Below are 26,367 nucleotides of genomic sequence, written 5' to 3' on the forward strand. Positions count from 1 at the left end.
TGATTTTTCTTATAAAAAATTGGTATTTTGGCTTTATTTAATTTTGTTGTAATTCTTTGTAGTTTGAAATAATACACTTTATTGTGTCTATGTCTCTTGCTATTATCAAACTTATATCATCTACATTCCATTCACTAGAGAGAAACCATGTCCCAACCCCGCCATATCTTTTATATTTCCGACCGCACCGGCCTGACCGCCGAAAACATCGGTGAAGCGCTGCTCAACCAATTCGGTAATCTCGAATTCAAACGCTACACCTACCCTTTCATCAACACCGTTGAAAAAGCACAGGAAGTGATTGCCAAAGTCAATGCCAATGCCGAGGCCAACGGCGAACGCCCGATTGCCTTTGTCAGCGTAGTGAATGATGAAATCCGCAACATGATTAAAACTGCCAATGCCTACCAAATCAATTTTTTTGAAACTTTCTTGGGCGCATTGGAAAAAGAATTGAACGCCGAAGCCACTTTGGCCGCTCAAGGCCACCACAGTATCGGCAACCCCCAACGTTATGATGCACGCATGGAGGCAGTAAACTTCTCACTCAGCCATGATGACGGCATCAGCGACAAAAACTTGCAAGAAGCCGATGTAATTTTGATGGGCGTGTCGCGCTCGGGCAAAACACCGACCTGCCTGTATCTTGCGCTGCAATATGGCATCCGCGCCGCCAACTATCCGCTGATTCCCGATGATTTGGAATCGACCGATTTGCCGCGCATGGTAAAACCTTACAAAGACAAATTGTTCGGCCTGACCATCCAACCGGAGCGCCTGCAAGCCATCCGCCAAGAACGCCGCCCGAATTCGACCTATGCGCAAATCAACACTTGCCGCAGCGAAGTGGCCGATGCGCAAGCGATGTTTAAACGCCACGGTATTCCGTTTACCAATACCACCGATAAATCGGTAGAAGAATTGGCGGTATACATCTTGCAAGCTTGTCAACTGAAACGCCGTTTCTAATCTATAGATAATAAAAGACCGTCTGAAACATCGTGTTTCAGACGGTCTGAGACCTTTGTACAACCCCAGATTTGAGTGCAGTTCGAAGTTGTAGCAGTACAGAAAGCGCAGACATATCACTTAGATAGGCAAGCTTTCAAGCAGAGTATAAGGAAGAAATGTGCCAAAGATGGGTATTTTGCAAAGGTCTCAGCTTTTTGTGATGAAAGCCAGTATTCTATTCTCTCACCAAAAAATAAAGCCCGCTCAAGGTCAACACAATTCCCACCACTTTTTGCCATGAAAATTGCTCGCCAAACAGCCAAATCGCCAACGGTATCAACAGCAAAGCGGCCATACCGTTCACCGCCACGCCCGACCATTGTGCCGAGCCGCCAGATTGGTAAGCCAACAAAAAGCCCAGCTCAATCAGCAAAATACCACCGGCCACCAACCAAACACGCCAATTTGCTGCCAGCGAGGCAGTATCATTAAACGACACTTTGCCGAACAAAGGCATCAGCAGTAAGCTCAACACCAGCGCCGCAGCATAATACACTGCCAACACGCTCATCGGGTTACTTGCCACATCATGCAGTGATTTTTGTCCGGTGTGGTACAGTACATTACCCAAAGCGGCAACAAGTAAAAATATCAGAAATTTCATGGTGTGACTTCAGTTTAAAATCAAAACAATATTCAGGCCGTCTGAAAGCATTTGCTGACTTTCAGACGGCCTGAATCCTATATGCTTTACGCCGCTTCCCAGTAATCAATATAAAGCTGCAATTCCACATTATTGCGCCATTCATTGGCTACGGGGCGGTACACGGTGCGGATGTATTCGGGGATTTCTTCGCTACATCGCCAAAACATTGCTTCAAATTCAAAGCCGTCTTTTTGCAGCCACACTTTTTTATGCTTGCCTTCCGCACCCATCCATTGCTGGCGCACGACATGAAATTCATCGGTAAAGCTCGGCGGCGCAAAGCCCTGACCCCACACATGGCGGGCGAGATTTTGCGCTTGTTCCAAGGTGATTTCAACCGCAGGCAGGCTGCCGTCGGTAATGAAGGTTTGCGACAAATCGTCTTCGCGCACCATATCGCGCACAGCTTGTTCAAAGGCCGTCTGAAACGCAGGGATATTGTGTTCTAAAATGCTCAAGCCCGCTGCCATAGCGTGGCCGCCGAATTTCAAAATCAAATCGGGATGGCGTTTGCTGACCAAATCCAAGGCATCGCGCAAATGCAGATTGGGAATGGAACGCCCCGAACCGCGCACTTCGCCGTTATCCGCCGGCGCAAACACAATGGTTGGTCGGTAAAAGCGGTCTTTCAAGCGGCTGGCAACAATGCCGACCACGCCCTGATGATAGTCTTCGCGGTAAGCCACCAGCGTGGTTTGTTGGCTCGGCAAGGTTTCGGGGAACGAATCCAAGGCATCTTGCAGCATGGATTGCTCGATTTCGCGGCGTTCGATATTGAGGTTGTTCAACTGCGCCGCCAGCTCTTGAGCTTGTGCGTCATTGTCGGCCAGCAAGCAGGCGATGCCGAGCGACATATCGTCCAAACGACCGGCCGCATTGATGCGCGGCCCCAACGCAAAGCCCATGTCAAACGGCTGCGCCTTGCGCCAATCGCGCCGTGCCACTTCAAACAATGCGCGAATGCCCGGCCGCATTTTGCCCTGACGCATGCGCTTTAACCCTTGCGACACCAAAATGCGGTTGTTGTGGTCAAGCGAAACCACATCGGCCACCGTACCCAATGCCACCAAATCCAATAATTCCGCCAAATTCGGTTCTTGCAGGCCATCTGAAAAATAGTGACGGCGGCGCAATTCGGCGCGCAAAGCCATCAACACATAAAAAATCACACCCACACCGGCCAGACTTTTACTCTCAAAGCCGCAACCGCGCTGGTTCGGATTGACAATAATACAATCCGGCACCTGCTCGGCCGGAAGGTGATGGTCGGTCACCACCACATCCAAACCCAAGGCCTGCGCCCGTGCCACACCGGCCAAGCTGGCGATGCCGTTATCCACCGTCAGCAGCAGGTTGGTGCCCTTTTCTGCTGCGATTTCCGCCAATTCAGGCGTGAGGCCGTAGCCGTGTTCAAAACGGTTGGGCACCAAAAAATCCACCACCGCTCCCATCGCGCTCAAGCCTTTGATGCCCACTGCGCACGCAGTTGCACCATCAGCATCGTAGTCGGCCACAATCAAGATTTTTTCCTGCCGCGCAATGGCATCGGCCAAACGCGCCGCCGCCGCTTCGCATTGGGTCAGCGACTGATACGGCAGCAATCCGGTGAGCTTGTCTTCCAATTCCTGCGGTGTTTGCACATCACGCGCGGCACACAGGCGCGCAATCAGCGGGTCGGCACCGGCATTGATTAAGGTGTCGCACACGGATTGGTTGACGGAACGGGTTTGGATTTTGGCGGACATGATTAGGATTTCGTGAATTTGATTAATCAGTAAAACGGTTTCAGACGGCCTTTAAAATAAGAGAAAGGCCGTCTGAAAATTCAAAAGAAAAGATAAACGATTATTTACCTGCTGTCTTTGCCAACAAAGCCAACGGCGACAAAGCCAGTGCCGTTACCGCCAATGCCGCATCACCCGCCAAAGTCAGCGGTGTCATGACAATATTGCCAACTAATTTCCTGCATCCGTATGCTTTTTCGTTACACTGTATGTTACCGACACGGGAAACGGTGTTTCAAAGCGGTAATCGGCATGGTAATTCTGCGGCGTGCGGTAGAATTTACCGGCGGCATCGATGCAGTGGAGATAATACGGCGTTTGGTTTTTGGCGGATTTTCCCGGCTGCACTTCCTTAAATGACAAGGCTTTCAGCTTGGCAATATCGGCGGCTTTGACGGTATCGTAGCGCAGGCAGAAATCGGTGGAAAAATCGTTGCTGTCGGCAGCTTTGAGTGCCACAGGAAAACTTTGTAGCGGCTGATGGTTGTATTTGCCGACGATTTGGAAAGCTTTATCCAACTTGACGTTCAACACGCCTTGCAGCTTGGCGGAATCTTGCGGATTGACCACAAACCAATTCTGTTTGCCCATCATCACCAAGCTGCCCTGCTCAAGCTGGCTGTTGGCCTGTTTGACCACGCCGAACGCCTGAATCTCGTCTTGAACGATTTCATGGTGTGTCGTGCTTTCACTGAACGGATCGTGTTGCCCCTATAACAGCATTGTACAACCGTTTAAAGTCATGGCTGCGCACAATAGCGCTGCTGTGGTTTTCATCAGTTTCATCGTGAAGCTCCTTATCTAGGCAAATCAGTTCAGACGGCCTTTGTGGTCAAGCAAACCAAATAAAGGCCGTCTGAACGTTTTTAACCCTGCGGTTACTCTGCGAAATCCGTTTCATCATCTACGGCATCATCGCTGTTTTGACCGCCTTCCATCACGGCTTTCACTTCTTGGAACAGAGCGCGGAAGCTTTTCGGCGGTTTGTTTTGCTCCTGCTCTTTGCGCGTGTTGCGAATTAAGGTACGCAGTTTGCCGGCATCGGCTTGCGGGTAATCGGCCATAAAAGTGGTAAACGCATCATCGTCAGCAATCAGGCGTTCGCGCGCTTGTTCGACGCGTTGCAAAAAGGCATTGTGCGCCGCATTGTCGCCGCGCAACTTGGCCAGATAGCGTTCAATCGGCTCGGGATCGGTGTCGCGCATCAGGCGGCCGATATATTGCGCTTGGCGTTTGAGCGCGCTGTTGGAGGTGATTTTTTTATAGCCCTGCACGGCTTCGTATAAATCTTCGTCCAAACCGATTTTCTTCAGTGTTTCGTTCGACAGCTTGGTCAATTCCATGCCCAAATCCTGCAGATGGTTCATCTGCTTTTTCATCTGGGTTTTGCTGACCCATTCTTCTTCGTTGTCAATCATATTGCATTTGCTCAGTAAAATTTTTCAATCGCTGATTTTACCATGAGATGACGGCGCTGTCGGTTCAATATATTCCACCTATGACGACATTTTTGCCGAGGCCGTCTGAAAACAGTTAAAATAAGCGCACTTTTTTCCGGATAATCTTTATGCTGTTTAACCACTCTCAAGACGAACTGATCCAACTGTGCGGCCAAACGCTTTCACTGGCGCAGCAATTGGGTGCCACGGCTGCCGAAGCCGACTTCAGCGAATCCATCGGCCAAGGCGTGAGTGTGCGCCTGAACGAAATCGAGCAAATCGAATTCCAGCAGGATAAATCGTTGGACATCACCGTGTACGTCGGTCAACGCAAAGGCCGCGCCAGCACCGCCGATTTCTCGCCCAACGCCTTGCAAGACACCGTGCAAGCCGCCATCGACATCGCCAAATACACCGCCGAAGACGATTGCGCAGGCTTGGCCGATAAAGATTTGATGGCCACCGAAATCGGCGATCTCGATCGCTATCACGAGTGGGATTTAAGCGCCGAAGCCGCCATCGAATTGGCCAAACAATGCGAACAAGCCGCCTTGTCATTTGATTCGCGCATCGAAAATTCCGAAGGCGCAGGCGTGCAAACCAGCCATTATCAATACGTTTACGGCAATTCGCACGGCTTTATGGCACACCAGCAAGGCACGCGCCACAGCATTTCCTGCAGCGTGGTCGCCGCCGATGAGCATGGCATGCAGCGCGATTATTGGTATGACGCTTCTTGCCGCCATCAAGATATGGACTCACCGGAAAGCATCGGCCGCACCGCCGCTGAACGCACCGTGCGCCGCCTCGACAGCCAAATCCTGCCCACCGGCAGCTATCCGGTGATGTTCGACACCACCGTCGCCAGCGGCTTAATCGGCCATTTGGTCGGCGCATTGAGCGGCGGTGCACTTTACCGCCAAAGCAGCTTCTTAATCGACAGTTTGGGCAAAAAAATCCTGCCCGATTTCGTCAACCTGCGCGAGGAACCCCACATCCCACGCGCTTTCGGCAGCACTTATTTCGACTCTGAAGGTGTTGCCACCCGCCCGCGTTTCCTGATTGAAAACGGCGTGGTACAAGGCTATCTTTTGAGCAGCTACAGCGCCCGTAAACTCGGCATGACTTCCACCGGCAACGCAGGTGGCGCGCATAATCTGTATCTCAGCCACACCCACGCCAGCCAAGCCGACCTGCTCAAAGAAATGGGCACAGGCTTGCTGGTCACCGAACTGATGGGGCAAGGCGTCAACACCATCACCGGCGATTATTCGCGCGGTGCCGCCGGATTCTGGGTTGAAAACGGCGTGATTGCCTATCCGGTACACGAAATCACCATCGCCGGACGACTGCAGGATATGTATCAAAATGTCGTCGGCATCGCCAACGATGCCCTGCGCCGTTCGTCCAACAAAATCGGCTCGGTGCTGATTAGTGAGATGACCGTGGCGGGAGAATAAGGACAGTATCTAGAGGCCGTCTGAAAAAATGGTAATGCACCATGATTTTTCAGACGGCCTATTCTTCCCATCAAATATCCATTATTGAAATTGAATTACTTTTGATTCTTTAGGTCTGAATGATTTGAATTATTCCCTATCTCTTTTCAGGAATCCCCATGCACGTTGTCGTTATCCCTTCTTGGTATCCCAAATCCGAGGAAGATGTAGATGGAATTTTCTTCAGAATTCAAGTCCAAGGACTACAAAAAAACAGCCACATCAAAAAAGTTGGTGTCGTTGCACCGATGTTCCGCTTTTTACGCAGCCAACCTAAAACTATTTTATCCGGTCCCTATGGTCTAAATAAACACCAACATGGCGGTTTGAATACATACATTTACGACAGTATGTATTTTTTCCCCCGCTTTCCTATTGTGGATTTTGACCGCATTCGATGGGTGCATGCCGGTATGAAAACATTTGAAGCCTACATCAAAGAAAACGACAAACCCGACTTGATTCATGCGCATGTGGTGAATTATGCCGGTATTTTGGCCTGTAAAATTTTCAAAAAATACGGCATTCCCTACATTATTACCGAACACAGCAGCAGCTACGCCCGCGATCTGATTCGTGATAATCAATGGCCTGCCATGCGTGAAGCAGTCAAACACGCTTCCGGCCTTTATGCCGTCAGTCGCGACTTTGCCGGCTTACTCAATCAAAAATATCCCGGCACAGAATGGTCGTATTTACCGAATATCTTGGGCAAAAACTTTACCCGGCCATTTGAATTTCCTCAAAAATCAGACAACGATTTCACCTTCTGCAGCGTTTCCCATTTGCGCCATTTAAAAGGTCATGATTTACTCCTACCCGCCTTTGCCAAAGCCTTGCAGAAATATCCTGATTTAAAACTCAAAATCGGCGGCACCGGCCCGGAAGGCAAGAATCTGAAAAATCTTACCAAACAATTAGGCATTACTGAATCAGTCAGCTTCTTAGGCGCGCTGAAAACCGATGAAGTATTGAATTTAATGCGCCAAAGCGATGCCTTTGTATTGGCCAGCCGCACCGAAACCTTCGGCGTGGTGTATATCGAAGCCCTGTCGCAAGGTTTGCCGGTGATTGCCACAAAATGCGGTGGGCCACAATCGATTGTGCGGCCGGAAAACGGTTTTCTGATTCCGACTGAAAACATCGATGCACTCGCCGATGCCTTGATTCAAATGTATGAACAGCGCGACCGTTTCTCCCCGCAAAAGCTGCGTCAAGATTGTTTGACCGAATTCAGTGAAGAAGCCATTATCAATCAATTAATTAGCAAATTTGAAGAAATTTTGGCATAACGATCATATCAATCATCATAGGCCGTCTGAACACTTCAGACGGCCTATTGCTTTACGCCGGCTTTTTCGCCAGCATGGTCACAAATTTAAACTGAATCGGATTACCAAATTCGTCTTTGGCGTGCATCGCACCCAATTCTTCTTTGTATTCCACCAATTCCCAATCCTGATAGTATTCGCGCAATTCGCCTTCGCTGAATTTAAACGGAAACGGCATCGGGCATGGAAAATCTTCGGTATCCATCGCTGAGACAATCAAATTGTAGCCGCCGGCTTTGGTGCGCGTTTGCATGTTGGCGATTACTTGCGGAATGAAGCGCGGCTGAAGAAACATCATCACCACGGTCGCCACAATGTAATTGAAATCGTCCTGAATATTGGCGGCATTCAAATCGTATTCAAACGCCTCCACTTCCAGTCCTTCGCGCGCGGCCAGCTCCTGCACGTTCTGCACCGCCATTGGGTTGTTATCGACGGCAGTCACGTCAAATCCCTGCAACGCGAGATACAGCGCATTGCGGCCTTGTCCGCAGCCCATGTCCAATGCCTTGCCCGGCGGTACGATATTTTCAGCGGCGCGGACGGCAGAATGTGTGGCGCTCATGCCATATTTTTTATGAAAATAATCGGCGGCTTGGCAGTAAAACTCAAGCTGGATTTTGGTATCAGCCGTTTGCGCTTGGATTTTGTGCCATTGCTGCGGCGCAATCAGCCAATCATCACGCTCGGGCGTGAGTTCGTGTTCGGCCAAAGTTTCGCCTGTTTCCGACAATTCATAAAATTTCAGACGGCCTTTTTTGACGATTAAATTGCCCCATGTGCCTTCTTGGGTATTGTGTTGGCTCAATAAGGCTTCGGGAATGGTGTCGGCAGTCCAAACCGGCAATTGCTGATAGCGGAATAATGCTTGTGACGCGCTCATGTGGTTTCCTTTTAAAATAACATTCATATTATATGCTTGTTTATTTTAAATTCAATCTTTTCAGACGGCCTGTGTTATGATTCGGCGGTTCAATCAAGAGACGTTTTATGGATAAAACCGTTTACCTATATACCGACGGCGCCTGCAAAGGCAATCCGGGTGCGGGCGGCTGGGGCGTGTTGATGCGCTACGGCGAGCATGAAAAAGAGCTGTTCGGCGGCGAAGCCGAAACCACCAACAACCGCATGGAACTCACCGCCGTCATCGAAGGCTTGAAAAGCTTGAAACGCCGCTGCACCGTGCAAATCTGCACCGACTCGCAATACGTCAAAAACGGCATGGAAAGCTGGATTGCCGGTTGGAAAAAAAATGGCTGGAAAACCGCCGCCAAAAAGCCGGTGAAAAACGATGATTTGTGGAAAACGCTGGATGAGTTGGTCAGCCAACACGATGTGCGCTGGACATGGGTCAAAGGCCATGCCGGACATGCGGAAAACGAACGCGCCGATGAATTGGCCAACCGTGGCGCGGCGAAATTTATGTAGTGTGCACAAATGAAAGATTCATTACATCTTCTGCCAAACTTGTTTCCCAACCGACAAATTGCTACATTTTTCTAAAGTTATGTCAAAAGGCCGTCTGAAAAGATGATTCAGACGGCCTTTTCCCTTAAAATATGCGCTTCGATTCGATTGATGTCATAAGGATTGCCATGAGTTGCCCGATTTGCCATGCGGAAAATGAAGATGTTTTGCTGCAAACACCGAATCTGCGCGTGATTGCCGTGCACAACGAAGCCGGTTCACCCGCTTTCTGCCGCGTGATTTGGCAGCAACATGTCGCGGAAATGACTGATTTGCCGCAAGCGCAGCGCGATGAAATCATGGATATGGTCTATCGCGTGGAATCCGCCATGCGCCAAGTATTGCAGCCAACCAAAATCAATTTGGCGAGCTTGGGCAATGTTGTGCCACACCTGCATTGGCATGTGATTGCGCGTTTTGAAAACGATGCCAATTTTCCGGCGCCGATTTGGGCACCGGCCAGCCGCAGCCACGAAATGACGCTGCCGCAAGATTGGCCGCAACAAATCAAAGCCCTGCTGGCTTAAGTTTCAGACGGCCTCTTGGATTACAGGCCGTCTGAAACATTTAATCAATCCCATTTATTTGGCTGCCTACTGTTCAGACGGCCTGATAATGAAATATACGGCGGTTTGCCGCCCCATCAAAAAGGATGTTTTATGTCTTGGAAACCTTCCCGCCGCCATTTCTTGCGCGCTTCAGCCGCTATGGCCGGTGCAGGATTACTGCAAGCCTGTGGCACCAGCTCTACCCAAAAACCTAATGTAATCAAAAGTCAAACTGTGCAACCACGCCCTCAACCTGCCCGCTCCGGCGACAATATTTTGCGTGTTGTCGCGCCTTCCGGCTTTGCTGAATCTTACGATCGAGTCAATGTCGGCTTAACCCGCCTCTATAACGCCGGTTTTACCGTCACCAACCAACAAGCCGGTTCGCGCCGTTATCAACGCTTTGCCGGAACCGATGCCGAGCGCATCAATGATTTCCAAGAAGTCGCCAGCGGCCGAGTGAAAACGCCTAAAGTCTTGATGGGCTTGCGCGGCGGCTATGGTGCGGCGCGTTTGTTGCCAAACATTGATTTTGCTTCCTTGGGCGCGCGTATGCGTGAACGCGGCACCTTATTTTTCGGCTTCAGCGACGTATGCGCCGTGCAATTGGCCTTGTTAGCCAAAGGCAATATGATGAGTTTTGCCGGCCCGATGGTGTATAGCGAATTCGGTAAACCTACCCCGAGCGTGTACACCATGGATTCGTTTATCCGCGGCACCACCAACACCACCAACATCATCGATGTCGCTGCCATCCAGCGCAGCGATGTGAATGTGGAAGGCACACTCTGGGGGGGCAATTTGAGTGTATTGACTTCGTTGGCCGGTACGCCTTACATGCCCGATATCAACGGCGGCATCCTGTTTCTCGAAGATGTGGGCGAACAGCCTTACCGCATCGAGCGCATGCTCAATACACTGTATCTCGCCGGTGTGTTGCAAAAGCAACGTGCGATTATCTTCGGCGATTTCCGCATGGGCACCATCCGTGATGTGTACGACTCCAGCTATGACTTGTCGGCAGTCATCAACCAAATCAACCGAGTAACCCGCGTGCCAGTATTGAGCGGATTCCCATTCGGCCACATCACCAATAAAGCCACTTTTCCGCTGGGTGCTCACGCCAAAGTGCGCAGCACCGGCAGCGGTGGCTATTCGGTGACCTTCAGCGGCTACCCAACCTTAAATGCCAACAGCCTCAGCCTCGATACGCTGTTGCCGCCGCCAATGCCAACCTTCGATTCCTCTTCTTACAACACGATTATCGAAGAAGTGATTGAGTAATTCATCGTCAATAGTAAAGGCCGTCTGAACAAATATTGTTCAGACGGCCTTTGTGTTGTCATTAGAAGGATTTTTATTTAGCTGCCAATAAACCCACCATCATTCTTGGTAATCACCACCGTTGCCGCACGCGGACGGCCGCCGCGAATACCTTCCGGCCATGACGATACTGCTTTCGGATTGGTCGGATCAGACGCACCTTTGGCCGGTTCGCCCGGGTGTTGAATGTTGATAAACAGCGTTTTGTTATCCGGCGTGAACGCAATACCGGTCACTTCCGAACCGTTTGGCGCGGTCAGGAAACGGCGGTATTCGTCGGAGCCCGGAATCGTGGCCACCATTTGGTTGTTGCCCATACCGGCATATTCTTTCATGTTCAGCGTGGAAGTCGATACGTCGGTTTGAATCCACAACACACCGCGATGGTCGAATGCCAAGCCGTCCGGGCTGCCGAAGGCATCACCGCTGATGTTGCCGCGATGTTCTTCTTTGGCCGCATCCGGTTTGCCTGCCATTACCAAAATATCCCATTTAAACGCGGTTTGCGTGCCGTCGCCATCGGCTTCCTGCCAGTGGATGATGTGGCCAAACAAATTATTGCTGCGCGGATTGGCGGTATCGGTGCCCGGTTTACCTTCTTGGCCGCGTTGGCTGTTATTGGTCAAGGTGCAATACAGGCTGCCGGACTTGAACGGATCGGCGGAAATCCATTCCGGACGATCCATTTTAGTGGCGCCGACTTTGTCCGCCGCCAAACGGGTTTTTACCAACAATTCGCCTTGGTCGGTAAAGCCGTTTTCTGCGGTCAAACCGTTTTGGCCGTGTACCAGCGGCAGCCATTCGCCGGTGCCGTCTTCATTGAAGCGTGCCACATACAGCGTGCCCTCTTCCAGCAAACGCATATTGGCCGCTCGGTGTTGCTCGCCCGGCTGATAACGGTTTTTCGAGACAAATTTATAAATATATTCAAAACGTTGGTCGTCACCCATATATACTGCCAAGCGGCCGCTTGGGGTAACCGTCAGCTCGGCGCCTTCGTGTTTGAAGCGACCCAAGCCGGTGTGTTTGCGCGGCGTGGATTTTGGATTAAACGGATCAATTTCAACAATCCAACCAAAGCGGTTCGGCTCATTCGGGTTTTTGCTGCTGTCAAAACGCTCGTCCACCTTGCTCCACAGATAATCGTTTTCTTCCTTGCCAATGCCGTAGCGTTTTTCCAAAGGTGTGATTTCTCCGCTGTTGTTGGTAAAAATATCGCTCCAGTTTTCTTCGCAGGTCAGATAAGTGCCCCAAGGCGTGCGGCCGTTGGCACAGTTTTGCATGGTGCCCAACACCAACGCGCCTTGGCTATCGGCGGCGGTGCGCATCAGGCTGTGGCCGCGTGCAGGGCCGGTTACGCTCATCGGTGTGTTAGCGGTAATACGGCGGGCGAACGGCGACGGACGCACCACTCGCCAGCCATTGGCGCCACGGCGCACTTCCACCACCGAAATACCCATCGCGTTTTGGCCTTTACGGGCTTTTTCCAATGACCAGTTGGCCGTGCCGTCAGGGAACAGCAAACCGTTGTCGATGTATTCGTGGTTCATGGCCAGTAGGCCGCGGTTGGATGTTTGCGAACCCAACGGCAGCGGGAAAAACGCCATACCGTCGTGATGCATACCAGCTTGTGCGGCCTGCTCGGCTGCGCTATTGCCCGCATTGCTCTTAAATGCCGGCATATTGCCCACGATACCGGTGCTGTCGCCCCAACGGTACAGCACTTGTGCAGTGTAGCCTTCCGGCACGATGACTTTGTCTTTGGTGGAAATCGGTACGCTCTTAAAGCCCAATGCGGTGGCGCGTGGGAAGCGTGGTGTCGGTTGGAAACGTGTTGCTTCGGTCGCGGCTTGTGCTTCCTTGCTCATCAGGCTCAACGGCAGCATGCTGGTCACACCCAATGCGCCGAAGCTCTGCAACACGCGACGGCGTGACAAACGCGCGTCCATAATTTGAGAAAATGCCGGATTATTGCTGCTGTTGTCGATGTCTTCGGCGTGTGATTTTTTGATGGTGCCGACAAATGGTTTACCCATGATATTCCCTATTCAGATATGTTTCAGACGGCCTGCTGAAAACCTTTCCCGGCAAAATGCCCGCACGTTTCAGACGGCCTGTTGCTCAATAACCGCAGGCAGTTTAACAAGGGAATATGACAAAGATGTGACGTTCGGCCTGAAGCAAATATAGATAGTCATTTAAAAGAAAAAGGCCGTCTGAATTCAGACGGCCTTTCATCGACTATTCAATCACATTACAGCGAACGCGCCACTTCGACGATGTCGAAGCATTCGAGCTGGTCGCCTTCCATGATTTCGTTGTAGCCTTTGAGCATCAAGCCACACTCAAAGCCCATGCGCACTTCTTTGACATCATCTTTATAGCGTTTCAACGAAGCCAATTCACCGGTGTGGATCACCACGTTGTTGCGGATCAGGCGGATATGCGAATCGCGTTTCACCACACCATCGGTGACCATACAGCCTGCAATATTGCCGACTTTCGATACGCTGATGACTTGGCGGATTTCCACGGTACCGGTTACCTGTTCTTTCTCTTCAGGTGCCAGCATGCCGCTCATGGCTGCTTTCACATCGTCAATTGCATCATAGATGATGTTGTAGTAGCGGATTTCCACGCTCTCGGTTTCGGCCAATTTGCGTGCAGATGCATCGGCGCGCACGTTAAAGCCGATAATCACGGCACCGGAAGCAATGGCCAAGTTGACGTCGCTCTCGGTAATCCCACCGACACCGCTGTGCAACACATTGACTTTGACTTCGTCGGTCGACAGTTTTTTCAGACTGCCTGACAAGGCTTCGTAAGAGCCTTGTACGTCGGCTTTGATGATAACCGACAACGATTGCGCTTGGCTTTCGCCCATGTTGTTGAACATGTTTTCCAGCTTCGCAGCCTGTTGTTTCGCCAAACGGACATCGCGGTATTTACCTTGACGGAACAGCGCAATTTCGCGCGCTTTTTTCTCGTCTGCCAATACCATGGCATCTTCACCGGCATTCGGCACATCAGACAAGCCCAAAATTTCCACCGGAATCGATGGACCGGCTTCACTAATCGCTTTACCGTTTTCATCGCTCATGGCACGGATTTTACCGAAAGCCGTACCGGCCAACAGCATATCGCCTTTACGCAACGTACCACTTTGTACCAGCAGGGTCGCCACGGCACCGCGGCCTTTGTCCAAACGGGCTTCAACGATGATACCTTTGGCCGGTGCTTCTACCGGTGCGGTCAATTCCAACACCTCGGCTTCCAGCAACACTGCTTCGAGCAAGGCATCGATGTTCAGTCCTTTTTTAGCCGAAACATCGATAAATTGAACATCGCCGCCCCATTCGTCCGGCACCACTTCATGCGCGGTCAATTCTTGACGGATACGCTCAGGGTTGGCCGCTTCTTTATCGATTTTGTTCACGGCAACCACCATCGGCACGCCTGCTGCTTTCGCATGGGCAATCGCTTCGATGGTTTGCGGCATCACGCCGTCATCGGCAGCCACCACCAAAATCACGATGTCAGTCGCTTTGGCACCACGCGCACGCATCGCAGTAAACGCTTCGTGACCAGGGGTATCCAAGAAGGTAATCACACCGCGCGGGGTTTGTACATGGTAAGCACCAATGTGCTGGGTAATACCACCGGCCTCGCCTTGTACCACTTTGGCACGACGGATGTAGTCGAGCAACGAGGTTTTACCGTGGTCAACGTGACCCATCACGGTCACTACAGGCGGACGTGACAGCAATTCGGCTTCCACAACTTCGGCGTTTTCATCCAAGAATGCTTCCGGATCGTCCGCAGCAGCCGGTTTACCGATATGGCCGAGTTCTTCTACCACGATCAATGCGGTATCTTGGTCGATGGATTGGTTGATGGTAACCATCATGCCCATCTTCATCAAGGCCTTCACCACTTCCACGCCTTTTACCGCCATTTTGTGTGCCAAATCGGCTACGGTAATGGTTTCCGGAATCAACACTTCATGCACCACCGGCTCGGTCGGCGCTTGGAAGGCGTGTTGGTTTGGCTCCAGCTTGAGCTGTTTTTTGCCTTTTTTGCCACCACGAACGCGTTCGTCTTGGCCACCTTGGTTACGGCCGCCTTTGGCATTTTTACCACCGCGTGGACGGGTCTCAACATCATCGCGATTACGACGATCGTCTTTTTTCGCACGAGCCGGAGCAGCTGCTTTATCAGCTTCTGCCGCTTTTTCAGCAGGCTTGGCCGGTTTAGAAGGTTTCGCGCTGCGCACTTCGCCGGCTTTGTTTTCTTTTGCTGCTTTTGCTTCTTGAGCAGCCTGTTGTTTCACGGCTTCACGACGTGCTTGACGCTCTTGTTTCTCACGCAACAAAGCTTCTTGGGCAGCACGCAGTTTGGCCGCGCGCTCGGCTTCTTCGTCACGCATAGCCTGTTCGGCCGCACTCACCACCGGTTTAGGTACGGCAGGCGCCGACACAGCTTTTTTCGGTGCTTCTTTCGCTTTGTTTTGTGGCTTGTCCTGTTTTGGTTTAGCAGCCGGTTTGGCTTTTTCTTCAGCCTTCTCTTCAGACGGCTTCACTTCAGGCTCAACGGCTTTTTTCTCTTCTGCTTTGGCTTGTTGCGCCGCTTTCAAGCGGGCTGCTTCAGCTTCCGCTTTTGCGCGTTCGGCAGCAGCTTTCTCGGCTGCTTCTTTTTCCGCTTGCGCTTTGCGTGCCGCTTCCGCTTCAGCTGCTTTTTGTGCTTCAGCCTTGGCTTTGGCTTCGGCCGCAATCTCATCGGCAGAAGGAATGCTCACGGCACGGCTGCGACGGCGCGTTTCCACTTTAACGCTGCCCACAGTGCTGACTTCTTTTTTGGTACGGCTAATGCTGATGGTGGCGTTGTCGCTGCCATTTTGCTTTTTCAAATATTGAGCCAAAAGCTGCTTATCTTCCAAAGTCAACGAGTCGCTGCCGCTACTTTTATTCACGCCGGCGCTTTGCAGTTGCTTCAACAAAACATCGACGGGTTTATTCATTTCGGTGGCAAATTGTTCTACGGTTGTGTTACTCATCTATTACCCCCTCAGTTACTTTCTTCGGTGAACCAATGTTCGCGCGCAGCCATAATCACAGTTTTGGCTTCGTCTTCGGTCACACCGGTAATTTCAATCAATTCATCCACGGACAATTCGGCCAAATCGTCACGCGTGGCGATACCGGCTTGCGCCAGATCGCGCAGCATATCCGAATCCAAACCTTCCAGATTGCGCATATCTTCTGACACATCGGCCAATTTTTCTTCCGAGGCAATGGCCAAGGTCAAAATCGCATCGCGGGCGCGGTTGCGCAGGGCTTCAACGATTTCTTCGTCAAAACCTTCAATTTCCAACAACTCAGCTGCAGGCACATACGCCACTTCTTCCAAGGTTTGAAAACCTTCTTGTACCAACACATCCGCTGTTTCAGCATCGATATTCATGTGGCCGATAAACAGTTCGCGAATGGCGGCATCTTCTGCTTCATTGCGCTCGTCTGCTTCTTTAACAGTCATGATGTTCAACTGCCAGCCAGTCAAATCCGAGGCCAAACGCACGTTTTGACCGCCGCGACCGATGGCCAAAGCCAATTGGTCTTCTGCCACAATCACATCAACGGCGTGTTTATCTTCGTCAATCAAAATGCGGCTGACTTCGGCAGGTGACAAGGCATTAATCACAAATTGTGCGGTTTCAGACGACCACAACACCACGTCGATACGCTCACCTGACAATTCGTTACTCACCGCATTCACACGCGAACCGCGCACACCGATACAAGTGCCTTGCGGATCGATGCGCTGGTCGTTAGCTTTCACCGCCACTTTTGCACGTTGCCCCGGGTCACGCGCCACTTCGCGGATTTCCAACAAGCCATCGGCAATTTCAGGCACTTCCTGCTCATACAGTTTGGCCAAAAATTCGCCTGAAGTGCGGCTCAACACCACTTGTTTGCGGCCGGTATTGCCGATTTCTTCCACGCGTACAAACAAAGCGCGAATGCGGTCGCCGCTGCGGAAGTTTTCACGCGGAATCATTTGGTCGCGCGGAATCAGCGCATCCAATTTGCCTGCAATCACTTCCACGATGATGCCGTGACGCTCAACACGCTTTACCGTCCCCATAATGATGTCTTCTTTTTGTTGCAAGAATTCATTCAGGATTTGTTCGCGCTCGGCATCGCGGATGCGTTGCAGAATAATTTGTTTGGCGGTTTGCGCAGCTTGACGGCCGAAACCTTCGTTTTCCAGCTGCTCTTCGTAGTATTCGCCGATTTGAATATCGGTACCCGGAATTTCTTCTTGAATTTCTTCAATGGTTTTTTCCACATCCGGATAAGTGTAATCTTCGTCGGCCACAATCAACCAACGGCGGAAAGTGCGGTATTCGCCGGTATCACGGTCGATTTCGACACGCACGTCCATGTGTTCGCGGTTGGCTTTCTTTTTGGCAGCGGTTGACAGCGCAAACTCCAAAGCCTGAAACACCACTTCTGCTTCTACGTTTTTCTCGCTTGCCAAGGCTTCGGCAAGTTGTAACATCTCACGACTCATCTTTAGAATCTCCGTTATGTATTATGTTTAAAATTTGAATTCAGGACGCAGACGGGCTTTGTCGATATTGCTGATTTCAATCTCAGCGGTTTTGCCGTCGAAAGCAACGGTGACCACATCGTTTTCACATTTTTCGATGCGGCCGATAAAGTTTTTCTGACCGTCAATCGGCAGACGGGTTTTGATTTTGGCGTTTTCACCAGCAAAGCGGACAAAGTCGGCGGCTTTTTTCAGCGGACGATCCAAGCCCGGGCTGGAAATTTCCAAACGCTTGTAATCCACGTCTTCTACCATGAAAACGCGGCTCAAATGGTTGCTCACCGTGGCGCAATCTTCCACGGTAATGCCTTCCGGTTTATCGATAAACACACGCAAATCGCCTTGCGCGGTCAGCTCGAAATCCACCAGCTCATAGCCCAAACCGGGCAGGGTTTTATCAAGAATATTTTGAATATCCATGCGACTCCACAGTATAAAAACAAAAAAATGGCCCGGTGGCCATTTTTCTATAAATTTGAAAAATTGCCGTATTATAACGCATTTAAAAGCAAAAGAAAAGCATTGATTTCGCTTGCCTTTTTTCAGACGGCATAGTGGTATTCTTGCTTTACACCATGCTTTTTCATTTGTATTGATTGTCAACAAAATAAGCCTGTTTGATTTTCAGACGGCCTCTAAAAATATCTAGAAGGTTCATAATAAACAATGCTTTAAAATAAAAATCATTTTTCAGACGGCCTCAATGTCGGTTTAAATACTTGCTAAACCCGATAGCAAACCCTAAAATCGAATGCTCCATCATTCCTATTGCGAAGAACACACCATGTCTGCCCAGCCGATTTACAATTTCTCCGCCGGCCCTGCCGTTTTGCCTGAAGCCGTTTTGCGTACCGCCCAGCAAGAAATGCTGGATTACAACGGCACCGGTTTCCCCGTGATGGCCATGAGCCACCGCTCCGATATGTTTATGTCGATTTTGCATCATGCCGAACAAGATTTGCGCCAACTGTTAAACATTCCCAATAATTATAAAGTGCTTTTTTTACAAGGCGGTGCAACCACACAATTTAATATGACCGCGATGAATCTGGCGCATGGTTTCGAGCGCATTGATGCCGTGATTACCGGCAACTGGAGCCGCTTGGCAGCCGAGCAAATGCCGCTTTTGGGCGATGCTCAAGTCAACATCGCGGCGCATGGCGGTGAATTGTTTGATTACAAAGACTTGCCTGCCGTGGAAGACTGGAATATTTCCAAAGATTCGGCTTTCGTGCATTTTGCCATCAATGAAACCGTCAACGGCTTGCAATATCAAGACGTGCCAAAACTTTCAGACGGCATGCCGCCTTTGGTTTGCGATATGTCGAGCGAAATTTTGTCGCGTGAATTTAACGTGGCCGATTACGGTTTGATTTATGCCGGCGCACAGAAAAACATCGGCCCAGCCGGTGTGACCGTGGTGATTATCCGCGATGATTTGCTGGATCGCTGCCCGAAAAACATTCCAAGCGTGTTCAACTACCGCACCCACATCGAAAAAGACGGCATGTACAACACGCCGTCCACCTACCCGATTTACATGTCGGGCTTGGTGTTCCGCTGGCTGCAAACGCAAGGCGGCGTGAAAGCCATCGAAGCGGTAAACAACCTCAAAGCCAAAACGCTTTATGATGCCATCGATAGCAGCGGCGGCTTCTACATCAACCCGATTGCCGTCAACGCCCGCTCTAAAATGAATGTGGTGTTCAAAACCGACAACGACAAACTGGATAAAATGTTCGTGCAAGAAGCCGATTTGCGCGGCTTACGTTTACTCAAAGGCTACAAAACAGTCGGCGGTATGCGTGCCAGCATTTACAACGCCATGCCACTGGCCGGTGTGGAAGCCTTGGTCGAATTTATGCAGGATTTCCAACGCCGCTACGGTTGATTGAAAACAAAATCATAGGCCGTCTGAACATTTCAGACGGCCTTCTTTTATGACTCACCCATTCGCTTGAAAAAATATTTTGTGCTATAAAGAACCATCACACATCCAATCACAGGAATCTCTCATGAACGCTCTCGAATTATTAACCACCCGACGCTCGTCTAAAAAACTGGTCGCCCCCGCACCCAATGCCGAACAATTGGAAATCATGCTGCAAGCGGCAACCCAAGTGCCGGATCATGGCAATATGCGCCCGTTTAAATTTACCGTAATTCAAAGTGAAGCCGGTTTAACCCGCTTTCGCGAACTCTTGCGCCAAACGGTTACCGAGTTGAACTTCGGTGAAGAATCAATGAAAAAAGCGGAAAAAGTCGGCCACATGGCGCCGATGGTAATTGGCGTGACCTTTGCGCCGAACCAAAATGTGCCAAAACCCAAACCGGAATGGGAACAAATGCTCAGCGCCGCATGCTCGGCCTATGGCTTGCAATTAGCGGCTACCGCACAAGGTTTTGATAATGTTTGGATTACCGGCTTGTGGACCAACAGCCCATTGTTGCGCGAAGCTTTTGGCTGCGGCGAGAAAGACAAAATCATTGGCCTGATTATGGTCGGCACACCCGATGAAGAAACCGGTGGCGCGAAAAACACCGATTTGGATTCGTTTGTGACTTATTGGTAATCAATCCAACAAAATATCAAAAAAGGCCGTCTGAAAGTCAATCTTACTTTCAGACGGCCTTGATTCATTATAAAAACATTACGCCGGATTCATGAAGGTTTCAATTTCCTGCAAAGAAATTTCAGGTGTCGCCCCATGACGCGAAGCCACTAAAGCACCCAATGCGCAGGCAAAGGTTACGGCTTCTTGTGGGTCGGCGTTGTTCAGCAGTTTATACGTCAAACCGGCCAAAAAGCTGTCGCCCGAACCAACGGTATCGGCTACTTTCACGCGGAAACCGCTGTGGCGGTAAAGCTGGCCGTCACGATACAAGGCTGCGCCATGGCTGCCCAACGTCACCACTAAAGTTTCCACGCCGGTGAGCTTGGCGACATAGGCAATATTTTGCTCAATCGAATGATAAGGCGAACCGTACACTTCAGCCAATTCGTACAATTCATCGTCATTCAATTTCACCATGTCAACTTTCTTCATGGTCGCCAGCAGGCGGTCGGTATCGTAATGCGGCTTGCGCAGATTGACATCAAAAATCTTGAATTTGGCTTGCTCCAGCAATTGCTCCAGCGTGGCGCGGGAAACTTCGTCACGAGTGGCCAGGCTGCCGAAAATAAACGCATCGGATTCGGCTACACGCTGCAAAGCTTCCGGCTGCACCTGAATGCGGTCCCAAGCACAAGGGTAAACAATTTCGTATGAAGCGCTACCGCTTTTATCCAGCGATACTTTCACCAAACTGGTGGCTTGGTCAGGGCAAATCTGCACAAGGTCGGCATTCACGTGCTTACTCAGAATCTGGCGCAACAATTCTTCGCCGTCTTCATCGTCGCCGCGGCAGCTGATGATGCTGCTGTCCGCACCTAAGGCCTTCAGGCGAACAACCACATTCAGCGGCGCACCGCCCAATACTTTTCCACTTGGGAAATCGTCCCACAGCACTTCACCGAAACTGGTTACTTTCATGCTCAATCTTCCTTAATTAACAACCTACACAATTTTCCAACACAATATCTTTAATTTCCCAATATCATAAACATCTCAAACAACCGTTGCAATACTGGCCATGAGGACAAAACCGTTTATCACCCCGAATGATTTTGGCGCATTATTGAGAATAAACTACCGGCCATCTCTACTACCCATCAGACTTTGAACATGAGTATACTGCCAGCAATTATTTTATTCATTTAAGCTGATATTCTCTTTTACCTAGTTGTTTCAAATAAAAATAAGACAAGGCGATATAACTGCCGTATATACCCGGCACATAAGGGGCATTAACACTGCATTATTTTTATTTTAAACCAATCTGCCTCGCAAGCATGTAATAAAATTTACATGCAAGCTATTATGTTTAAAAAGTTTGAAACTGACAAGCAAGCCTTTAAGAATCTGCTGCATAAATTTGATACACCGCAAAATCCCTGTAAATAAACATTTCAATCGCTTAAATTTTCATTTTTCTTTCCTATTTTCTCCGCCTAAAAATTCAACTTCAAACATAAAAAATGAAATTTAAATACATTCATTAAATATTCAAGGCCGTCTGAAAGGTTATTTTCCCCTTTCAGACGGCCTGATTCTCATTTATTGAGCATATTTCCTTAAGCGTGTTGCACCTTAGGCTTCAAGAAGAACAATGCTACTACCGCTAAGATAATCACCGCTGCGGTTGCGCCATATAAATCATCTTTCGCCCAACCTGCATCCAGCAAACCACCAGCCACAATCGGTGCCAAAATCGAACCCAAACGGCCGACACCGATGGTGACACCCACACCGGTGCTGCGGAAATCAGCGGCATAAAGCGTCGGATTGATGGTGTAAAGACCGGCAATACAACCATTCATCAGTGCACCAATCAAAACGGCAAACACCAGCGCCACGCTTAAAGCGCTTGATGATAAGAATGCAAAAATCGCCCCGACTGCCAACACACCAAAACTGATTAACACCGCGCGTGCCGTCCAACGGCTGGCCAAGAAACCGAAAATCAACGAACCAATCGCGCCACCCACTGAAATTGCCATGCCGACCGACTGGCTTTGCTCTTTCGCCATACCGGCTTGTTCCAGCAAAGCAGGTGTCCATGAGTTGATAAAATAATACGAAGCCATCACGGTGATAAACGCCAACCAAATCAACAGCGTGGTCGCCCGATATTGCGGCTCAAACAAACGTAGAATCGACACTTTCGCTTTCTTCACGCCCTGTTCGATTTCAGGGAACACCCAATCACCACTCAAGCCCATTTTGACAGCCAGTTTGTCCAAACGTGCTTTGGCATTGGCCGGACGTTTGGTCAGCAGGAAATCCACCGATTCCGGCAAAACCGCCATCAGCAACACCACCGCCAACATGGTCAACACCGCACCAACCAAAAATACCGAACGCCAGCCGTATTCGCCCTGCAGCATCACCGCCGACATACCACCCAACATCGCGCCAATGCCGAAGCCGGAGGCATAAATCGCAATCGCCAAACCGCGCCATTTTTGGTTGGCATACTCACTGACAATCACGTTGGTACACGGCAGAATACCGCCCACACCCAAGCCGGTGACAATACGCCAAAACGCAATTGTTTCCATCGAGTGTGAGAAATACGTCATCAACATACCGATGGCCGACAACAGCGTTGAAAAAATCAGCAAAGGGCGACGGCCAAAACGGTCAGCGAACGGCGCTAAAAATACCGAGCCCAAAGTCATGCCCAGCAAACCTGCACTCATCAACGTGCCGATATGCGCACCATCCAAGCCCAGCTCAGTTTGAATACTTTTTGCCGTGAACGCCACCGCCAACACATCAAAACCGTCGAGCATATTTAAAATGAAGGTCAATGCAACCACCATCCATTGATAACCGCTCATCGGGCTTTGGGCAATTTTTTGTCTTAAATCCATGAATAACCTTCTCTTTCCAAATCACCGTCTACTTTTATCATTTTAAGTATTATTCGAAATAAAATGATACTATTCCATCAATATTGTCATCGGCAAGTTAACCGATTTAACTAATACCAATTGATATCATTCATTTTTGAAATAATGCTTTTAACGGAATGTTGCCACTATAACGGCTTCACTATACACAAGCAAATTCTAAATTTGCGCGTTGATATGAATGAAATTCATTGAGAGGCCGTCTGAATGTTTCAGACGGCCTCTCAATGGAAATACCGATTTAGTGCTATTTCAATTAAGTGAAACACCCATAAAAAAACACGCTGAAAATCAGCGTGTTTTTTAGTTCAGACGGCCTCATATTCACAAGGCCGTCTGAAAAGATGACGGCAGTTACACCACCACTTCTTCTTTTTTCTTCGGCGTTTTCGAAATATTTTCTCGATTCAGGCCGAACATCAGCAACAGCGGGCTGGCCACCAAAACCGATGAATAAATACCGAACACGATACCGATGGTCAAGGCCAGTGAGAAACCGTGCAAGGCCGCGCCGCCGAAAATCAACATCGACAACACCATCGCTTCGGTCGAGCCGTGGGTGATGATGGTACGGCTCATGGTTGCGGTAATCGCATTGTCAATCACTTGCGGCACGGTATGATTGCGCATGGCCGGTTTACGGAAGTTTTCGCGGATACGGTCAAACACCACCACCGATTCGTTCACCGAATAACCCAATACCGCCAAAATACCGGCCAACACAGTCAATGAAAACTCCCATTGAAACAGCGCGAAACAGCCGAGAATAATCACAATATCGTGCATATTGGCGATAATCGCCGCCACGGCAAAACGCCATTCGAAACGCATCGACAGATAAATAATGATACCGATGACCACCATACCCAAAGCCAGCAAACCGTTGGTCACCAACTCTTCGCCGACCTGCGGGCCGATGAACTCAACTTGGCGCAGTGTGACATCAGGATTGCTTTGTTTCAACAAGTCCATCACTTGGTTCGACAATTGCGCTGAAGGCACACCTTCTTTGCTCGGCAGACGAATCATGATGTGTTTGTTGGTACCCAAGGCTTGTACCTGCACTTCACCCAAATTTAAGGTATTGAGCTTTTCACGGGTTTGGTTGACATCGGCACCTTGCTGATACTGCACTTCCATCACAGTACCGCCGGTAAATTCCACTGAGAAATTCAAGCCTTTGGTCACCAAGAAAAATACCGCTGCAATAAACGTCACCAACGAAATAAACGTGGTCAGTTTACCGTAGCTCATGAATGGAATATCGCGTTTGATTCTGAATAATTCCATGTTTTACTCCTTATCTGCCACGGTATTCGAGGCAACCGGCTCCGGCTTCCACACCGAACCGATGGAAATGCTTTGCAGCTTGCGTTTGCGGCCATACCACAAATTCACCAATGCACGCGACACCACCACCGACGAATACATCGAGGTCAAAATACCCAAGCAGTGCACCACGGCGAAGCCGCGTACCGGACCCGAGCCAAAAATTAGCAAGGCGATACCTGCAATCAGCGAAGTCAAGTTGGAATCGACAATGGTCGACCAAGCGTGTTGGTAGCCGAGATTAATCGCCTGCTGCGGTGGCACGCCGGCGCGCAATTCTTCGCGGATACGCTCGTTAATCAATACGTTCGAGTCAATCGCCATACCCAAAGTCAGCGCCAAAGCGGCAATACCCGGCAGGGTCAAAGTGGCTTGCAAGGCAGACAGAATCGCAATCAAAAACAGGATATTAGTGCTCAAGGCAATGGTCGAGAACACACCCATCAGGCGGTAGTAAATCACCATAAACACTGCCACGGCAGCAAAACCCCACAGCGTTGAATTAAAGCCTTTTTCGATGTTTTCTTTACCCAAAGACGGGCCAATGGTGCGTTCTTCCACAATTTCCATCGGTGCGGCCAGCGAACCGGCACGCAACAACAAAGAAGTATCGTTGGCTTCTGCGCTGCTCATGCTGCCGGAAATCTGCACACGGCCGCCGGTAATGGCAGAGCGAATCACCGGTGCGGTCACCACTTCGGCTTTACCTTGGTCAATCAACACCATCGCCATGCGCTTACCAACGTTTTGCAAAGTCAGCTCGGCAAAAATGGTGCCACCGGTGCCGTCTAAGTTGATGCTCACCGCCGGCGCGCCCATTTCATCAAAGCTCGGTTGGGCATCATTGATGTTGTCGCCGGTGAGTTCAACCTGTTTGCTCACCAAAGTGGCTTGCGGATGTTCGCCTGCGCTATACAGCAATTCATAACCACTTGGCACATTGCCGTTTAAAGCGGCAGTAATTTGCGCCGGATCGTCTTCCACCATGCGCACTTCCAAAGTAGCAGTACGGCCGATAATGTCTTTGGCTTTAGCTGTATCCTGCACACCCGGCAACTGCACCACAATGCGCTCGGCACCAGATTGCTGAATCACCGGCTCGGCCACGCCCAATTCGTTAACACGGTTGTGCAGCGTAGTGATGTTTTGCTTCACCGCATCGGTACGGATTTTGGTGACTGTCGCTTCAGACAGCGTCAGCACCACATTATTACCGTCCGCCGTCAGCGTGGTTTCCGGCAACAGGTTTTGCAGTTGCGGCAAGGCCTTTTGTACATCGGCTGCATCTTGGAACGGTACAGTCAGGCTGTTGTCTGTATGGCGGATGGTGCCGATACGGATTTTTTGACGACGCAAATCGCGGCGGATGTCGCCTGCGTAGCGCTCAAATGTTTTCTGCATCGCCGCCTGCATGTCCACCTGCATGGTGAAATGCACGCCACCACGCAAGTCTAAACCTAAGAACATCGGATTGGCGTTCATTTTCGCCATCCATTCCGGGCTGTCGGCCAGCAGGTTGAGCGCAGTAATATAGCCTTCGCCCAAAGTATTTTCGATCACATCGCGTGCTTTCAGCTGCGTTTCCGCATCTTTAAAACGCACTTTCAGCGAATTATCGGCAATAAACATGCCGTCGGTCGAAATATTGGCCGCCTTCAAAGCAGATTCGACCCTGCTTTGGGTTTGTTCGTTGATGACAATAGATTGTCGGTTGGTCGATACCTGCACCGCAGGCGTTTCGCCGAATAAATTGGGCAGCGCGTAAATCACCGCCACAATAATCGTGAACGCAATCAGCAGGTATTTCCATAAAGGATAACGGTTCATGGGAAACCTTCAGTTTTTCTTAAAGGCAAACAGCCGCGC

20 protein-coding genes and 1 pseudogene are annotated in these 26,367 nt (G+C 50.1%); 8 read left to right on the forward strand and 13 right to left on the reverse strand.

Annotation, left to right across the window (positions count from 1 at the left end):
• Positions 1-147: 147 nt before the first annotated feature.
• Entirely contained in the window at positions 148-969 is an 822-nt protein-coding gene (locus tag ACM67B_RS08510) for a pyruvate, water dikinase regulatory protein (protein WP_416189250.1), read from the forward strand.
• 217 nt (positions 970-1,186) lie between these two features.
• Here ACM67B_RS08510 and ACM67B_RS08515 read toward each other — a convergent pair whose 3' ends face one another.
• The 4 genes and pseudogenes from ACM67B_RS08515 to yjgA all read right to left on the reverse strand — a co-directional run bounded on the left by ACM67B_RS08515 (position 1,187) and on the right by yjgA (position 4,859).
• Complete coding sequence (locus ACM67B_RS08515) at positions 1,187-1,615, reverse strand: hypothetical protein (RefSeq protein WP_416189251.1); 429 nt, start codon at positions 1,613-1,615, stop codon at positions 1,187-1,189.
• Between the two features lie 86 nt (positions 1,616-1,701).
• A complete protein-coding gene (recJ, locus tag ACM67B_RS08520) occupies positions 1,702-3,402 on the reverse strand; it encodes a single-stranded-DNA-specific exonuclease RecJ (protein ID WP_416189252.1) in 1,701 nt (566 codons plus the stop codon).
• Positions 3,403-3,502: 100 nt separating this feature from the next.
• Positions 3,503-4,227: pseudogene (locus ACM67B_RS08525) on the reverse strand (hypothetical protein).
• A 92-nt stretch (positions 4,228-4,319) separates the two neighbouring features.
• Entirely contained in the window at positions 4,320-4,859 is a 540-nt protein-coding gene (gene yjgA, locus ACM67B_RS08530; protein ID WP_416189253.1) for a ribosome biogenesis factor YjgA, read from the reverse strand.
• A 149-nt stretch (positions 4,860-5,008) separates the two neighbouring features.
• On the opposite strand from yjgA, the gene pmbA reads away from it, so the two are divergent.
• Both pmbA and ACM67B_RS08540 read left to right on the forward strand, forming a co-directional pair.
• Positions 5,009-6,340 carry a metalloprotease PmbA gene (gene pmbA, locus ACM67B_RS08535; RefSeq protein ID WP_416189254.1) on the forward strand — a complete coding sequence of 444 codons (1,332 nt, stop codon included), beginning with the start codon at positions 5,009-5,011 and terminating at the stop codon, positions 6,338-6,340.
• Between the two features lie 158 nt (positions 6,341-6,498).
• Positions 6,499-7,671 carry a glycosyltransferase gene (locus ACM67B_RS08540; RefSeq protein WP_416189255.1) on the forward strand — a complete coding sequence of 391 codons (1,173 nt, stop codon included), beginning with the start codon at positions 6,499-6,501 and terminating at the stop codon, positions 7,669-7,671.
• A gap of 52 nt (positions 7,672-7,723) precedes the next feature.
• On the opposite strand, the gene tehB is transcribed toward ACM67B_RS08540, so the two are convergent.
• The gene (gene tehB / locus ACM67B_RS08545; RefSeq protein ID WP_416189256.1) at positions 7,724-8,593 is read right to left on the reverse strand and encodes an SAM-dependent methyltransferase TehB; all 870 of its coding nucleotides are present in this window, start codon (positions 8,591-8,593) and stop codon (positions 7,724-7,726) included.
• A gap of 107 nt (positions 8,594-8,700) precedes the next feature.
• Between tehB and rnhA the strand changes: the two genes are divergently transcribed.
• The 3 genes from rnhA to ACM67B_RS08560 all read left to right on the forward strand — a co-directional run bounded on the left by rnhA (position 8,701) and on the right by ACM67B_RS08560 (position 11,009).
• On the forward strand, positions 8,701-9,138 hold the full coding sequence (gene rnhA, locus ACM67B_RS08550; RefSeq protein WP_416189257.1) for a ribonuclease HI: 438 nt from the start codon (positions 8,701-8,703) through the stop codon (positions 9,136-9,138).
• A 167-nt stretch (positions 9,139-9,305) separates the two neighbouring features.
• Positions 9,306-9,704: an HIT family protein gene (locus ACM67B_RS08555; protein WP_416189258.1), complete on the forward strand. Its 399-nt coding sequence runs from the start codon at positions 9,306-9,308 to the stop codon at positions 9,702-9,704.
• Between the two features lie 132 nt (positions 9,705-9,836).
• Positions 9,837-11,009 carry an LD-carboxypeptidase gene (locus ACM67B_RS08560; protein WP_416189259.1) on the forward strand — a complete coding sequence of 391 codons (1,173 nt, stop codon included), beginning with the start codon at positions 9,837-9,839 and terminating at the stop codon, positions 11,007-11,009.
• Between the two features lie 77 nt (positions 11,010-11,086).
• On the opposite strand, the gene ACM67B_RS08565 is transcribed toward ACM67B_RS08560, so the two are convergent.
• The 4 genes from ACM67B_RS08565 to rimP all read right to left on the reverse strand — a co-directional run bounded on the left by ACM67B_RS08565 (position 11,087) and on the right by rimP (position 18,077).
• Positions 11,087-13,084, reverse strand: a complete 1,998-nt coding sequence (locus tag ACM67B_RS08565) for a PhoX family protein (RefSeq protein ID WP_416189260.1) — start codon at positions 13,082-13,084, stop codon at positions 11,087-11,089.
• 218 nt (positions 13,085-13,302) lie between these two features.
• Positions 13,303-16,101 carry a translation initiation factor IF-2 gene (gene infB, locus ACM67B_RS08570; protein ID WP_416189261.1) on the reverse strand — a complete coding sequence of 933 codons (2,799 nt, stop codon included), beginning with the start codon at positions 16,099-16,101 and terminating at the stop codon, positions 13,303-13,305.
• Between the two features lie 11 nt (positions 16,102-16,112).
• Complete coding sequence (gene nusA / locus ACM67B_RS08575; RefSeq protein WP_416189262.1) at positions 16,113-17,618, reverse strand: transcription termination factor NusA; 1,506 nt, start codon at positions 17,616-17,618, stop codon at positions 16,113-16,115.
• 27 nt (positions 17,619-17,645) lie between these two features.
• On the reverse strand, positions 17,646-18,077 hold the full coding sequence (rimP, locus tag ACM67B_RS08580; protein WP_416189263.1) for a ribosome maturation factor RimP: 432 nt from the start codon (positions 18,075-18,077) through the stop codon (positions 17,646-17,648).
• Between the two features lie 364 nt (positions 18,078-18,441).
• Between rimP and serC the strand changes: the two genes are divergently transcribed.
• Positions 18,442-19,548 (forward strand): phosphoserine transaminase, encoded by a 1,107-nt coding sequence (gene serC / locus ACM67B_RS08585; protein ID WP_416190552.1) that lies wholly within the window; start codon positions 18,442-18,444, stop codon positions 19,546-19,548.
• Between the two features lie 124 nt (positions 19,549-19,672).
• Positions 19,673-20,230 (forward strand): nitroreductase family protein, encoded by a 558-nt coding sequence (locus ACM67B_RS08590; RefSeq protein ID WP_095502911.1) that lies wholly within the window; start codon positions 19,673-19,675, stop codon positions 20,228-20,230.
• 78 nt (positions 20,231-20,308) lie between these two features.
• Here ACM67B_RS08590 and ACM67B_RS08595 read toward each other — a convergent pair whose 3' ends face one another.
• The 4 genes from ACM67B_RS08595 to secD all read right to left on the reverse strand — a co-directional run bounded on the left by ACM67B_RS08595 (position 20,309) and on the right by secD (position 26,328).
• The gene (locus ACM67B_RS08595; RefSeq protein ID WP_416189264.1) at positions 20,309-21,190 is read right to left on the reverse strand and encodes a carbohydrate kinase family protein; all 882 of its coding nucleotides are present in this window, start codon (positions 21,188-21,190) and stop codon (positions 20,309-20,311) included.
• A 641-nt stretch (positions 21,191-21,831) separates the two neighbouring features.
• The gene (locus tag ACM67B_RS08600; RefSeq protein ID WP_416189265.1) at positions 21,832-23,133 is read right to left on the reverse strand and encodes an MFS transporter; all 1,302 of its coding nucleotides are present in this window, start codon (positions 23,131-23,133) and stop codon (positions 21,832-21,834) included.
• A gap of 393 nt (positions 23,134-23,526) precedes the next feature.
• Positions 23,527-24,462 (reverse strand): protein translocase subunit SecF, encoded by a 936-nt coding sequence (secF, locus tag ACM67B_RS08605; RefSeq protein WP_416189266.1) that lies wholly within the window; start codon positions 24,460-24,462, stop codon positions 23,527-23,529.
• A 3-nt stretch (positions 24,463-24,465) separates the two neighbouring features.
• The gene (secD, locus tag ACM67B_RS08610) at positions 24,466-26,328 is read right to left on the reverse strand and encodes a protein translocase subunit SecD (protein WP_416189267.1); all 1,863 of its coding nucleotides are present in this window, start codon (positions 26,326-26,328) and stop codon (positions 24,466-24,468) included.
• Positions 26,329-26,367: the final 39 nt, after the last annotated feature.

Source organism: Neisseria sp. CCUG17229 (genome assembly GCF_047839235.1).
Classification (GTDB): domain Bacteria; phylum Pseudomonadota; class Gammaproteobacteria; order Burkholderiales; family Neisseriaceae; genus Neisseria; species Neisseria brasiliensis.